The 13810-nt window shown below is 64.1% G+C and carries 14 protein-coding genes; 6 read left to right on the top strand and 8 right to left on the bottom strand.

The window, feature by feature from the left end; genetic code table 11:
- Positions 1–14: 14 nt before the first annotated feature.
- The 3 genes from MTX23_RS13685 to MTX23_RS13675 all read right to left on the bottom strand — a co-directional run bounded on the left by MTX23_RS13685 (position 15) and on the right by MTX23_RS13675 (position 2114).
- A complete protein-coding gene (locus MTX23_RS13685; protein ID WP_280977192.1) occupies positions 15–638 on the bottom strand; it encodes a hypothetical protein in 624 nt (207 codons plus the stop codon).
- Between the two features lie 186 nt (positions 639–824).
- The gene (gene gpt / locus MTX23_RS13680; RefSeq protein WP_280977191.1) at positions 825–1352 is read right to left on the bottom strand and encodes a xanthine phosphoribosyltransferase; all 528 of its coding nucleotides are present in this window, start codon (positions 1350–1352) and stop codon (positions 825–827) included.
- Between the two features lie 6 nt (positions 1353–1358).
- Entirely contained in the window at positions 1359–2114 is a 756-nt protein-coding gene (locus MTX23_RS13675) for a molybdopterin-binding protein (protein WP_280977190.1), read from the bottom strand.
- Between the two features lie 223 nt (positions 2115–2337).
- Between MTX23_RS13675 and MTX23_RS13670 the strand changes: the two genes are divergently transcribed.
- The 3 genes from MTX23_RS13670 (at position 2338) to MTX23_RS13660 (ending at position 5759) form a co-directional block, all read left to right on the top strand.
- Entirely contained in the window at positions 2338–3756 is a 1419-nt protein-coding gene (locus tag MTX23_RS13670; RefSeq protein ID WP_280977189.1) for a circularly permuted type 2 ATP-grasp protein, read from the top strand.
- A gap of 176 nt (positions 3757–3932) precedes the next feature.
- Complete coding sequence (locus MTX23_RS13665; RefSeq protein WP_280977188.1) at positions 3933–4877, top strand: alpha-E domain-containing protein; 945 nt, start codon at positions 3933–3935, stop codon at positions 4875–4877.
- Between the two features lie 39 nt (positions 4878–4916).
- The gene (locus MTX23_RS13660; RefSeq protein ID WP_280977187.1) at positions 4917–5759 is read left to right on the top strand and encodes a transglutaminase family protein; all 843 of its coding nucleotides are present in this window, start codon (positions 4917–4919) and stop codon (positions 5757–5759) included.
- Positions 5760–5843: 84 nt separating this feature from the next.
- Here MTX23_RS13660 and MTX23_RS13655 read toward each other — a convergent pair whose 3' ends face one another.
- Genes MTX23_RS13655 through MTX23_RS13640 form a run of 4 tightly spaced genes read right to left on the bottom strand, consistent with a single transcriptional unit; the run spans position 5844 to position 9208 of the window.
- A complete protein-coding gene (locus tag MTX23_RS13655; protein ID WP_280977186.1) occupies positions 5844–6944 on the bottom strand; it encodes a dihydrolipoamide acetyltransferase family protein in 1101 nt (366 codons plus the stop codon).
- Between the two features lie 20 nt (positions 6945–6964).
- On the bottom strand, positions 6965–7945 hold the full coding sequence (locus MTX23_RS13650) for an alpha-ketoacid dehydrogenase subunit beta (protein WP_280977185.1): 981 nt from the start codon (positions 7943–7945) through the stop codon (positions 6965–6967).
- Entirely contained in the window at positions 7938–9035 is a 1098-nt protein-coding gene (gene pdhA, locus MTX23_RS13645; RefSeq protein ID WP_280977184.1) for a pyruvate dehydrogenase (acetyl-transferring) E1 component subunit alpha, read from the bottom strand. Before pdhA ends, MTX23_RS13650 begins: the two co-directional genes overlap by 8 nt.
- A gap of 38 nt (positions 9036–9073) precedes the next feature.
- Positions 9074–9208, bottom strand: coding sequence for a hypothetical protein (locus MTX23_RS13640; protein ID WP_280977183.1), 135 nt, complete (start codon positions 9206–9208; stop codon positions 9074–9076).
- Between the two features lie 595 nt (positions 9209–9803).
- Here MTX23_RS13640 and MTX23_RS13635 point away from each other — a divergent pair.
- On the top strand, positions 9804–10097 hold the full coding sequence (locus MTX23_RS13635; RefSeq protein WP_280977182.1) for a GYD domain-containing protein: 294 nt from the start codon (positions 9804–9806) through the stop codon (positions 10095–10097).
- 157 nt (positions 10098–10254) lie between these two features.
- Here the strand turns inward: MTX23_RS13635 and MTX23_RS13630 are convergent, their stop codons facing one another.
- Complete coding sequence (locus MTX23_RS13630) at positions 10255–11850, bottom strand: ABC transporter substrate-binding protein (protein ID WP_280977181.1); 1596 nt, start codon at positions 11848–11850, stop codon at positions 10255–10257.
- 381 nt (positions 11851–12231) lie between these two features.
- Here MTX23_RS13630 and MTX23_RS13625 point away from each other — a divergent pair, with 381 nt between their 5' ends.
- Together MTX23_RS13625 and MTX23_RS13620 are read left to right on the top strand one after the other, a co-directional pair.
- Positions 12232–13008 (top strand): peptidase, encoded by a 777-nt coding sequence (locus MTX23_RS13625; protein WP_280977180.1) that lies wholly within the window; start codon positions 12232–12234, stop codon positions 13006–13008.
- A complete protein-coding gene (locus MTX23_RS13620; RefSeq protein ID WP_280977179.1) occupies positions 13005–13766 on the top strand; it encodes an SDR family oxidoreductase in 762 nt (253 codons plus the stop codon). The genes MTX23_RS13625 and MTX23_RS13620 overlap by 4 nt, the downstream gene beginning before the upstream one ends.
- The last annotated feature ends 44 nt before the right edge of the window (positions 13767–13810 follow it).

Here is a 13810-nt window from a genome sequence, read left to right as displayed (position 1 = left end):
GCTGCGCCGATGGATCAGCCGAGCGCAGGCGCGGCGCTCGGATGCAGCACTGGCCGGTAGCCGGCCTGAAACGCACGGACGGTTGACGGCGGCGTCAGCAGCACGGCGACACCCGTCACGTCCGCCCGGCTGTAACCGGCAAACGACCAGCGCAACGTCTTGCCATCGGCGACGAGATAGCTGTCCCCATTCGCCTGCGCCATTGTGCCATCGGGCAACTCGTCGACCGGCATCGGCAGCGGATGCAGCCGCTTCTTGCCGCGATCAAGCCGCTCGGCGTGCAACACCGCATCCATCGCCTTGGCGCCGAGATCGCTTACGCGATTGCCCTGCTCCCATGCCGCCCGAAACCGCATGGCGTCATCGCGGCGGCAGAAGAAGCAGGGCCGGTGCCCTGCCGCGAATGCGGTGGCTTCATCGAGGAAGAAGAGTTCGGTCCAGCTCTGCCGGCTCATTACCTTGCGCCGCCGTCCCCTGAACTCGCAGACGCAGGTGAGCCAGGCTGGCGTCGACCACCGCTTGTTCAGCAGCGTGCGGGTCGCGGGATCGTGGATGATGCCGCGGTTGCCGGTGAACATCCCGCGATGCTCGGTGGCGACGATGTCGCCGGTCGGCGTGACGCGGTTTTGCAGCGGCATGGCTTTCCTTCCTCCCTCTCCCCGCCCTTGCGGGGTCGAGACGAGCACAGCTCGCTCTTAGAGGGTCGGGGTGAGGGGCGGTTTCCAAAAACACGGTGAGAGACAAACCCGCGGTGAGTCCTCCCTCACCCGGATCGCATCGTGCGATGCGATCCGACCTCTCCCCGCAAGCGGGGCGAGGTGACTCTACGCCGCGCCGTCGCGGATCGGCGGCTGGAACGACAGCGCGGTATCCCAGGGAAAGAAGATCCAGGTGTCCTGCGACACCTCGGTGATGAAGGTGTCGACCAGCGGCCGTCCCTTCGGCTTGGCGTAGACGGTCGCGAAATGTGCGTCCGGCAGCAGCTCGCGCACCAGCTTTCCGGTCTTGCCGGTGTCGACGAGGTCGTCGACGATCAGGAGTCCCTTGCCGGTGCCGCCTCCGAGCTTCGCGGTCTGTTCCGAAATGCTCTTGAGCACTTGCAGGTCGCCCTGCTTGTCGTGGTCGTAGCTCGCCACGCAGACGGTGTCGATGACGCGCAAGCCGAGTTCGCGCGCCACGATCGCCGCCGGTACCAGCCCGCCGCGGGTGATCGCGATCACTGCGTGAAACGGCCCGACCTCGTTGAGCCGCCAGGTCAATGCCCGGCAATCCCGGTGGAATTGATCCCACGAGACCGGAAACGGCCTGCCGGCCCGTTCCTGCGCGCTTGATTCCGAATTCTTCTCAACCATGTCGTATCAACCCGCCGCAGGCTTCTTCTGCGCTGCCTGCACCTGCTTCAACATCTCTTTTACGGCGCCCATCGCCGCCGCAAGCTTTTCCGGATCGCGCGAGCGCACCACCAGATTGGTGTTCGGCTTCTTGTTCTCGTCCTGGAACGGATAGCTGCCGATGATCGTGTCGGGATGTGCCTCCGCGATCGCCCGCAGCGGGCCGCCGATGTCGCCCTCCCGCGCGTCTGCCCGCACCGAATCCGACAGCATGCGCACGCCGGACTTCAGGGTGGGTGCCACGATGTCCATCATCGCCTGCATGATCGTCGGGATGCCGGCCATCACGATGACATTGCCGAGCTTGAAGCCAGGCGCCAGAATCGTCGCGCTCTGGATCAGCTCGGCGCCGTCGGGCACGCGGGCCATCCTGAGCCGGGCCTCGTTCAGATCCTGCCCGCTCCAGCGCTCCCTGAACCGCGCCACCACCTCCGGATGATGGTGGATATCGACACCGAACGCCTTCGCCACGCTGTCGGCGGTAATGTCGTCATGGGTCGGCCCAATGCCGCCGGTGGTAAACACGTAGGTGTACCTATGCCGCAGCGCATCAAGGGCAGAGACGATGTCGGCCTCCTCGTCGGCGACGACGCGCACTTCCTTCAAGTCGATGCCGATGTTGGTCAGGTACTCGGCGATGAAGCCAATATTCTTGTCCTTGGTCCGGCCGGACAGGATCTCGTCGCCGATCACCAGAAGTCCTGCCGTGACGATCTCGCTCATGATCTCATTCCTTAACCTGGTCCCCTGACATTGCCGATCCAACGCCTTGATGTCACGGGGTTTTGCCGTCGAAATAAGCAGATGTCCGCCGGTTTTTCAGGCAGCCCGCCGGGTCATCCCCGGCAAATGCCGCAAGCCAATGCATATAGCGCTGGCCCGCCCCTTGCTACCATCCCATCAAGTCATGCACTGTGTCACACGGCTTCGGAGGGCGGCAGGCTTTATGGCAGTTGCGTTCGATGAGATGAACGGTCTCGGTGAGGACATCCGCCCGGCCTACCAGGAGCTCTCCCGCTGGCTCAAAGAGACCCCGCCAGACGCGCTCGAATATCGACGCCAGGAAGCGGAGCTCCTGTTCCGCCGGATCGGTATCACCTTCGCGGTCTATGGCGATGCCGAAGCCCAGGAGCGGCTGATCCCCTTCGACGTGATCCCGCGCATCATGTCGACGAACGAATGGACGCTGCTGGAAAAGGGCCTCAAGCAGCGCGTGCTCGCGCTCAACATGTTCCTCAGGGACATCTATCACGGCCGTGACATCCTGCGCGCCAACGTCGTCCCCGAAGACCTGATCTTCCAGAACCCGGTGTTTCGGCCGGAGATGAACGGCCAGGACGTGCCGCACGACGTCTACGTCCACATCGCCGGCATCGACATCATCCGCACCGATCCGGAAAACTTCATCGTGCTGGAGGACAATGCACGCACGCCGTCCGGCGTGTCCTACATGCTGGAAAACCGCGAGATCATGATGCGGCTGTTTCCGGACCTGTTCGCGCGGCACCGTGTCGCGCCGGTGGAACGCTATCCGGATGAATTGCTGTCGGCGCTGCGCTCGGTAGCGCCGCACAGCGCTTCCGCCGAACCAACGGTCGCGCTGATGACGCCGGGCGTCTACAATTCGGCTTATTACGAGCACTCCTTCCTCGCCGACAAGCTCGGCATCGAGCTGGTCGAGGGCCGCGACCTCATCGTCAAGAACGATGAGGTGTTCATGCGCACCACCGAGGGGCTGAAGCAGGTCGATGTGATCTATCGCCGCGTCGATGACGATTTCCTCGATCCTCTCACCTTCCGCCCGGATTCAGCGCTCGGCGTGCCGGGGCTGATGTCGGCCTATGCAGCCGGCAACATCACGCTCGCCAACGCGGTCGGCACCGGCATCGCCGACGACAAGGCGATCTACTCCTACATGCCCGATATCGTGAAATTCTATCTCGGCGAGGAGCCGATCCTGAAGAACGTGCAGACCTGGCGCTGCCGCGAACCGCAGGATCTGTCCTACGTGCTCGACAACCTCGCCGACCTCGTCGTCAAGGAGGTGCACGGCTCCGGCGGCTACGGCATGTTGATCGGCCCGGCCGCCACCAAAGCGACCATCGAGGCATTCCGCGACAAGCTCAAGCGCGAGCCCGAAGGCTTCATTGCCCAGCCGACGCTGGCGCTATCCACCTGCCCGACCTGCACCGACAAGGGCCTCGCGCCCCGCCACGTCGACCTCAGGCCGTTCGTGCTGACCGGCAGCAGCCACACCACCATCGTGCCGGGCGGGCTGACCCGCGTCGCGCTGAAGGAAGGCTCGCTCGTGGTCAATTCGAGCCAGGGCGGCGGCACCAAGGACACCTGGATACTGAGTGAGTGATTTGAAGCCCAACGCGCAGCGGAAACCCTCTCTCCCCCTGCAAGGGGGAGGGTCGGGGTGGAGGCCGGCCGCTTGCGCTGCATGGAGAGAAGACCGCCACCCGACGCTACGCGTCGACCTCCCCCTTTCGGGCGGAGGTGAACTCAAATTGCTTGGCGTCTGGTGAGGATTTCTCGATGCTGTCGCGCACCGCCGAAAACCTGTTCTGGTTGGCCCGCTATGTCGAACGCGCCGAATATCTCGCGCGCACGATCGATGCGACGCTGCGCGTCACCGCCCTGCCCGCGGCCTATATCGGCAAGACCAATGAATGGGACTCCGCGCTGCTCACCGCCGGCGTCGGTGCGAGCTTCTACGATCACTACCAGGAAGCCAACGAGCAGAACGTCGTCGAGTATCTGTCCTTCTCGCCGGAAAACCCGTCCTCAATCAAGAACTGCATCGAGGCGGCCCGGCTCAACTCCCGCTCCGTGCGCACTGCACTGACCTCGGAGATGTGGGACACCATCAACTCGGCCTGGATCGAGCTGCAGGCGGTCTGGAGCAAGGGCCCCGCCAATCGCGAGGAACTGGCCAAATTCCTGCGCTTCGTGCAGGAGACCTCGCTGCGCTTCGACGGCTCGGCCTACCGCACCATGCTGCGAAACGACGCCTACTGGTTCTCGCGGCTCGGGGTGCATCTCGAGCGCGCCGACAACACCGCGCGCATTCTCGACGTGAAATACCACGTGCTGCTGCCCGAGGAGGAGCATGTCGGCGGCCCCCTGGATTATTACCAGTGGACCTCGATCCTGCGCTCGGTCTCGGCGCTGACGGCCTATCACTGGGTCTACCGCGAAACCCTCAAACCCTGGCTGATCGCCGATCTCCTGATCCTCAACGACACGCTGCCGCGGTCGCTGGCCAGCTGCTACAGCAATCTGGTGCGCAATCTGGATCAGATCGGCGTCGCCTATGGCCGCCAGGGCGCCGCCCAGCGCCACGCCCGCGGCATCAGAAACCGGCTTGAACACAGCCATATGGACGATATCTTCCAGCACGGCGTGCACGAGTTCATCCAGGAATTCATCGCGGATAACTCGCGGCTGGGTGAGATCGTCACCAAGCAGTATCTGATCTAGCGCCAGCTTCGCTGCTCCAAGCATTTCGGGACCGGTGCCATGCGCCTGCGGATAGCCCATACCACCACCTATCGCTACGAGCCGGCGGCCTCGGGCGTGATCCAGATTCTGCGGATGACGCCAGGCAGTCATGACAGCCAATATGTTGCGGACTGGCAGATCGACGTCTCCACTGACTCCCGGCTGGACACCCATGAGGACGCGTTCGGCAACGTCACCCATGTGCTGACATACGGCTCAATCGCCGACCTCACGATCCATTGCGAAGGCCTGATCGAGACCCACGACACCGGCGGCGTGCTGCGCGGCACCGACGAGCGGTTTCCGCCGAGCCTGTTCCTGCGCTCCACGCCGCTCACCGACCTCAACCCGGCGATGACGACATCCGTGCGCGAGCTGCGCGCGGAAGCGGGCAGCGACGTGCTCGGCTTCCTGCACGCGCTGATGGTGCAGATCTACGAGCACATGACCTTCGACGAGGACCCGACCAACAGCGCCACCTCGGCCTCGGAGGCGTTCGCGCTGAAGCGCGGCGTCTGCCAGGACTACGCGCATATCTTCATCGCCTGCGCGCGCGCCGGCGGCGTCCCGGCGCGGTTCGTCTCCGGCCATTTCCTGCGCTCGGACGGCATGGTCAACCAGCAGGCCGGCCACGCCTGGGCGGAAGCTCATGTGCCCGACCTCGGTTGGGTCGGCTTCGACGCCGCCAACGGCATCTGCACCACCGACGCCCACGCCCGCGTCGCGATCGGCCTCGACTATCTCGGCGCCGCTCCCGTGCGCGGCACCCGCTATGGCGGCGGCACCGAGACGCTCACGGTTGCAGTCAAGGTCGACCAGGCAGGACGTCCCGGGCAGTGGCAGAGTCAGACGCAGTCCTAGCGGAAGACCGGCACCCTACCCGCGCCCGTTGCGAGCCACCCGGTCGGTGCCAAGTGCCGCCAGTCGACAGGCGCATGGCTGGAATCAGGGAATGCGCTCAAGCTCGGATTTGAGGACAACCAGGAAACGGGCCGCTTCGCCGCCCGTCACCACCCGATGGTCGAAGGTGAGCGATAGCGGCAGCGTGCGTCTGACTGCAACCTGCCCCCCATGGGCGACCACGCGCTCCGAAATCCGCCCGGCGCCGACGATCGCCGTCTGCGGCGGCACGATGATGAGATTGGCAAACCGGCCTCCGATCATTCCGAAATTCGACAACGTGATCGTCGCACCGTGCAGCTCCTCCGGGGGTATGGCGCGCGCGATTGCGTCGGCGCGCAGGCGGTCGAGCCCAGCCCGCAGGTCCGATACGCTGCGCTCCGCGACGTTGCGCAGCACGGGAACGATCAGGCCGCCGCCGGTGTCGACAGCAATGCCGAGATCGATGCGCTCGATCAGACGCCGCTCTCCCGAGCCGGAATGATACCAGGCATTGAGCGCGGGCTCTGCTTTGCAGGCGGCAGCGATCGCGCGCACCAGACGGATTGTCACGTCCTCGCCCTGTCGCCAGTCGTCTATGTCGGCTTCATCGGTGACCGTCGCAGGGACGATTTCCGCGTGCGCCGCCGCCATGCGTTGCGCCATCGCGCGGCGCAAGCCGCGCAGCGGCTCGGCGGGTCCGCCGTGAGACATCCGCTTCGCCGCCCTCTCGACATCTGCCCGCGTGATGGTGCCGCCGGGCCCTGTCGCCTCGACGAGATCGAGCGCGACGTCAAGCTTGCGCGCGAGGGCGCGCACCGCCGGAAACACGTGAGCTCCCTGCGCGCTGGGCGGCGTCGAAGGAGCTGCTGCCGCCGGCCGTTGCTCGCCGGTGCCGAGCTCGCCCACAATCGTCCCGGTGTCCTCCCCGGCGCCTTCGGCAAACTCCACGAGCGGCGCGCCGACCTTCACGATATCGCCCTTGGCACCGAACAGACGCGCGATGCGTCCGTTCGACGGCGCCGGTATCTCGACCACCGCCTTGTCGGTCTCGACCGAAACGAGCGGCTGGTCGGTCACGACGTGGTCGCCCTCGTTGACGTACCAGGTGACGATCTCCGCTTCTTCAAGACCTTCACCAAGGTCCGGCAATGTGAACTGGCGCATGGCACAAGGTCCGCTAGTGTTCAGTTGTACTGGCACGCCTTTCGGGCTGTGGTCACGATGCGTCCGACCGACGGCATGTAGCGTTGCTCAAGGCGGGCCATCGGGACGATCGTGTCATAGCCGGTAACGCGGGACACGGGTGCGAGCAGCGAGGATAGTCCGCGCTCGGCGATCAGAGCGGCGATCTCGGCGCCAAATCCGCCGGTGTGCGCCGCCTCGTGCACGATGACGCAGCGCCCGGTCTTTGCGACCGAACCGAGCACGGTGTCCTCATCGTAGGGCTTGAGCGTGGCGAGGTCGACGACCTCCGCAGCGATCCCCTCATCGGAGAGCGCGTCCGCTGCGGCCATCGTTTCCCTCAGCATCGCGCCCCAGCTTATCAGCGTGACGTCGCGACCTTCCCTCAAGACAAAGGCGTGATCCAGCGGCAAGGCTTCGCCGTTGTCCTCCACCTCGCCTTTCGCCGCCCGATACAGTCGCGTCGGCTCCAGGAACACCACCGGATCGGGATCGCGGATCGCGGCGAGGAGAAGTCCATAGGCGCGCTCCGGCGACGAAGGCATGACGACACGCAGGCCCGGAATGTGGGCGAGCATCGCCTCGGTGCTTTCGGAATGATGCTCGGGCGCGCGAATGCCGGCACCATGCGGCGCGCGCAGAACCATCGGACAGGTGAGCCGTCCCTGGGTACGATTGCGCATCCGTGATGCGTGGTTCACCAGCTGATCGAGACAGGGATAAATGAATCCCATGAACTGGATTTCGCCGACGGGCTTCAGTCCCTGCGCGGCCATGCCGACGCAGAGACCGCTGATCAGGAGTTCGGCAAGCGGCGTATCAAGGACGCGCTCCGGACCGAAGCGCTCTTGCAAGCCGATGGTCGCGCGGAAGACGCCGCCATTGACACCGATATCTTCGCCGAGCACGACCACATCGGGATCATCAGCCATCGCGCGGCCGAGCGCCAGATTGATGGCTTCGACCAACGTCACTTCAGGCATCGTCCTCTCCCGCGAGTTCGCGACGCTGCACGGCATACGCCTCGGGCAGATCGGCATAGAGGTTGTCGAACATGGTTTCTGGCCGGCGCGGCGGCGTCGTCAGATAACGCTCCACCGCCGCCTCGATGCGCTGATGGCACTCGGCGGCAAGCTGCTCCTCGTCCGCCTTGGTCCACATCTTCTGACCGACAAGATATGACCTGAGGCGCGCGATCGGCTCTTCCTTCCAATGCGCCTGGACTTCTTCGGCCGAACGATAGCGCAATGCATCATCTGACGTCGTGTGATCGCCGAGCCGGTAGGTGACCGCTTCGATGAAGTGAGGGCCCTTGCCGTCGCGGGCAGCGGCAATCGCCTCCTCGGCCGCGGCACGCATCGCCACCACGTCGCAACCATCCACTTGCTCGCCGCTGAACCCGGCAGCGATCGCCTTCTGGGCCAGCGTTTCAGAAGCGGTCTGCAGCCGCAGCGGCACGGATATGGCCCATTGATTGTTGGTGGCGACGAATACGACCGGCAATTTGTGCACGCCGGCAAAATTCATGGCCTCGTAGACATCGCCTTTCGAAGTGGCTCCGTCGCCAAACAGGCAGACGGCCACGCTCGGCTGCTTGCGCAGCTTCAAGGCATAGGCCACACCGGCGGCATGCGGCGCCTGTGATCCAACGGGGACACAGAACGGGAAATCGTGAACCGGACCAGAGAATTGATTGCCCCGTTCATCGCCGCCCCAGAACAGCAGGATCTCCTCCAGCTTGACGCCACGCCAGAGCAACGCGCCATTGTCACGATAAGAGGGCAGCAGAACATCATCTTCCCGCATCGCACTCGCGATGCCGACCGACACCGCCTCCTGGCCGAGCGAAACGGCATAGGTTCCCAGCCGGCCAGTGCGCTGCAATGCGACAGCCTTTCGGTCAAACAGGCGCAAGAGCACCATCGACCGGTAAAGTTCGACGAGCAGCTTGGCATCGCTGGCGAAGGCGGGAAGCGGCCGGTTCATCGCGCCGTCCGGCGCGAGGTAGTTGCGGCGGCGCACCTCAAAGCGCGCAATGACGGGGAGCTCTTCGTTTGCTCTTTTGCTGGCCACGCTCACTCTCCTGGAGCGGTTCTGCCTCCCACCTTCAGCTATTTGGTGTTCGAGCCGCCACGATGCAATACCGGCGCAGCTTCGCCCTTGGCGCGCACCTCGGCGGCCGGATCGCGGAGATCGATCAATGGGATCCGTGGAAACAGCGCGGCGATAGTGATATATGAGGGCATGGCAAATGGTCAGGTTGTCCTCGTAACAACTGAGCCGTTGGACGGCGGCCCGCCTGTTCGCTCGGTCTTCTTCGTAGCTGAAGGAGACGCGGCAAAGGCCACGGCAATTATTGCGGAAATGATGGCTCCGAATGAAAGGGTCGAAGCGTGGGGGCCGCTTCCCGAAGCGGCTGTCAAGGCCCTCGGATTGAAACCGGGTGACTACACCCACACATGACTTGCACCAGATGGCAGCCCGGCAGGCGAAAGCCTTCTGCGGCCCTTATCCTTGCGCAGAGCGCGTGATCTCGACGCAGTGCTCTCGCTTACGCGAATATCGTGTGACCACCGAGCCTTGCCACCGCGTTTGCGATCACAACGCGGGGAGCCCTCTTCCTCGAGCAAAGGACATGGCGTAATCTCTGGCGAGCTGCCCTTTGAGACGGGACGGGCCGACGTCGCCGTTTGACGGAACGGGCAGCGGTCAGGCCGTCGGCAGGCATCTCAGTCTGAAAGCAGCGCCGGCCTTATATGGCGCTCCCTCAGCTTCAACATGAAGCAGGTTGGCCTGCCGCGCGCGGCAGACAAGGGGAATGCGTAACCCTTGGAGGACGACATGGCGACATTCATAGTGAGGATCGACTGGACCGACCAGGGAATTCGTAATGTGCGGGAAGCTCCCAAGCGCAGCCGAGCGGCGAGAGAACTCGCCAAGACGCTCGGCGTCGAAATCAAGGAAGTCTACCTCACCTCCGGCGAGCATGACCTTCTTCTCCTCGCCGAAGCGCCGCTCGGCGACCACATCACAAAGCTCGCACTTGCCCTCAGTTCTCAGGGAAACATACGGACCTGCACCTCACGGGCCTGGCCCGAGGCCGAGTGGACCAAGCTGATATCCGAACTTCCGTAGCGGCTTCGCATGTCCCGATGGATCTCTACGCGGCCTGACTGACGGTGCCGTCGCTACTCTGACACGCGGCGATCGGCGCGAGCGCTTCGCGTGTGCGCATGGCGGCGGCGCATGTCGTAGCCAGCGGGGCAGGACGCATTATTTATCCAGCCACACGTCATTTATCCAGCCACACGTCCTCAAACCGCAGATTGTTGTACTGGCTGTTGTCGTGCGGATGGAAGTTCTTCACATAGGGCTGCCAGCAATTGCCGGCCGATGAGTGCAGGATGATCGGGCGCGCCGCGTCCTCGGCCAGCAGGCGCTCGATGTCGAACACGAGCTGCCTGCGCTTGTCCTTGTCTAGCTCGCGGGACTGCGCGGCCAGCAGCTTGTCGACCTCCGCATTGCAATACTGGGTGTAGTTGCGCTCGGAGTGGCAGGAGTAGTTTTCGACCAGATTGCCGTCGGGATCGTCGACGCTGACGCCGGTCACGTTCAGCCCGATCGTGTAGTCCTTGCGCTGCAGCCGGGAGTACCAGCGCGGCGTATCCAGAATGTCCAGCTCGGCCACGATGTAGATCTTCTTGAGCTGGTCGGCGAGGATCACCGCCGGATCGCGATAGGTCGGTAGGTTGCGGGTCTGGATCTTGATCGGCAGCGGCTTGGCGTCGCTGTAGCCGAGCTTCTGCATGATCGCTTGCGCCTCCGCGATATTCTTCTCGGTATCAGGCCCATAGCCCGGCAGCGTCGCCAGCACATCGGGCGGCATGCCCCACTCGCCTTCCGGCTTCGCGAGCATGGCGCCGCCGAGCCGCCCGTTGCCCTCGAACAGGATGGTGTTGAAGGCCTTGCGGTCCAGCGCCAGCGACATCGCGCGGCGGATGTCGGGATTGTCGAACGGCGGATTGACGCGGTTGACCATCAGATTGATCTGGGTGTTGGTCGCCGTCATCTCGCAGATCGCGTTCGGCGCCCGCGCCTTGACGTCCTTCATCAGGGGAATCGTGACGTCGGAGGGAAAGGTGATGTCGTAGTCGCCGGTCGCAAACGCCAGCATGCGCGTCGCGCGGCTGTCGATCGTGCGCACCGTGATCTCGTCGAGATACGGCCGGTCCTTCTTGAAGTAATCCGGGTTGCGCACCAGCCGGATCGAATCGCCGCGCCTGAACTCGACGAATTTGAACGGCCCGGTGCCGATCGGCTTGGTGCGCATCACCTGCTGCGGCACGTGGCAGGGATAGACGACCGAGAAAGCGCTGGCGAGCAACGCGAGCAGCCCCGGCTGCGGCTCGCTCAATTCGAACGTCGCCTCATAATCGCCGTTGATGCTGACGTCCTTGAGCTTGGTGTACCAGACCTTGCGCGGATTGCGCTTGAAGTCCTGGGTCTCGCTCTTGCCGATCAGCATCCGCCAGGTGCATTGCACGTCCTTTGCCGTGAACGGCTGGCCGTCGTGCCATTTCACACCCTGCCGCAGCTTGAAGGTGAGCTTGGTGTTGGTCGAATCCCATGACCAGCTTTCGGCGAGATCGGGGATCACTGTGTCGATGCTCTCGTGAACCTTGGCCGGGTCGAACACCACGAGATTGTTGAACACGGCCGCGAACGGCATCACCGAGGCGATGGTGGATTCCTCGAGCAGCGAGGTCGAGGGCGGATTGTCGTTGTGATAGAGCCGCAGCGTGCCACCCTTCTTCTGCGCCAATACTGGGCTTGCCGCCATGGTCACGAGACCCAACGCCGCAATGCATGCGGCCAGCCTGAACGACATTCTCGCCTCCCGGAATTTCTTTTTCTTGTCGATCGCGAACAGTCGAGCACAATGCCGTGCGCGCCGCAACGATGCGGGATGCAGATCATTGCCGGCTGCGCGCAACGCAGAGCAGGCGCGTGAGTCATTGCGTCGTTGGAGGCCGCGCATCGCGCTGAACATTCCGGCCAGCCGTTCCTGAACCGGGACGGCGCCTCGGGCTGCCGGGACCGTTGCCAGCCGCGAGCCAAGGCAGCCGCTGCCCTGGCCATCGACGCGGTCGAGAGGCAACCATTTTTGACCATTCACCGCATGTTCCGCTGAAAGGAATTGGGGTTGGATGGCACCGTGAAATTGGCTACTAGTTTGGCGCCGAGACAGTCGGACCGGCGGGGACTGGACATGACCTATTGCTGTGGAATTCTGGTGCGAGACGGCCTCGTCATGATCGCCGACACCCGCACCAATGCCGGCCTCGACAATGTCTCGACCTTCCGCAAGCTGCACATCTTCGAAACGCCCGGCGAGCGCATCATGGCGGTCGCGAGCGCCGGCAATCTGGCGATCAGCCAGTCGGTGCTGTCGACCCTGACCGAGGGCATGCAGGACCCGCAGACCGGCGAGCTCGAAACGTTGATGAATGCGCCGACCATGTTCCAGGCGGCACAGCGGATCGGCCGCGCCATCCGCGCCGTGCACGCAACTGAGGGAGAAGCGCTGCGCGCCGAAGACATCTCCTTCGACGTCTCCTTCCTGTTCGGCGGCCAGATCAAGGGCTCGCGGATGCGCCTGTTCATGGTCTACACCGCCGGCAACTTCATTGAATGCACCACCGACACGCCGTACCTGCAGATCGGCGAGCACAAATACGGCAAACCGGTGCTCGACCGCGCCATGCATTACGACGTCGAACTCTATGAGGCGCTGAAGACCGGCCTGATTTCGATGGATTCGACGATGCGCTCCAACCTCGGCGTAGGGCTGCCGATCGACGTGCTGGTGGTGCGCACGGATGCCTGCGAGGCCGACCTCAACCACCGCATCGAAGCCGGCGAACCCTATTTCCATGACCTGCGTTCGCGTTGGTCGGCGGCGCTGCGCGCGGCGCACCAGAATATTCCGCGACCGCCCTACAAGACCGAGATCGAAGCAAAAGCCAAGAAAGAGGAAACCAGATGACTGAGGCAGCCAACAAGATCGCCGTCGTGACCGGTGCCGGCACCGGCGTCGGACGTGCCGCGTCGCTTGCCCTGATGAACGCAGGCTTCACCGTCGTGCTCGCCGGACGCCGGCTGGAGATGCTGGAGGAAACCAGCAAGCTCGGCCCCGCCGGCAAGAGCCTTTGCGTCACCGCCGACATGACCAGCCCGGCCTCGATCGCCGCGCTGTTCGACAAGGTGAAAGCGACCTACGGCCGGCTCGACCTGCTGTTCAACAATGCCGGCATGGGCGCGCCGCCGGTCAATTTCGAGGACCTGCCGCTCGAACAGTGGCAGGCGGTGGTGAACACCAACCTCACCGCCCCGTTCCTGTGCACCCAGCACGCCTTCCGCATCATGAAGGACCAGAAGCCGCGCGGCGGCCGCATCATCAACAACGGTTCGATCTCCGCGCACGCGCCGCGCCCGTTCTCGGCGGCCTACACCTCGACCAAGCACGCCATCACCGGCCTCACCAAGTCTTCCAACCTTGACGGACGCATGTACGACATCGCGGTCGGCCAGGTCGACATCGGCAACGCCGCAACCCCGATGACCGACCGCATGGTCAACGGCCCCGGCGTGCTGCAGCCCGATGGCACGACCAAGCACGAGCCACGCATGGATGCGAAGGCGGTCGGCGATGCCGTCGCCTACATGGCGGGCCTACCGCTCGACGCCAACGTGCTGTTCATGACGGTGATGGCGACCAAGATGCCATTTGTCGGCCGGGGGTAAGCCGCAGCCACCGCCGTCATTGGTTGCGAAGCGAAGCAATTTGC

Source organism: Bradyrhizobium sp. ISRA436 (assembly GCF_029910015.1).
Taxonomy (GTDB): domain Bacteria; phylum Pseudomonadota; class Alphaproteobacteria; order Rhizobiales; family Xanthobacteraceae; genus Bradyrhizobium.
This window is presented reverse-complemented; position numbering and strand designations above follow the sequence as displayed.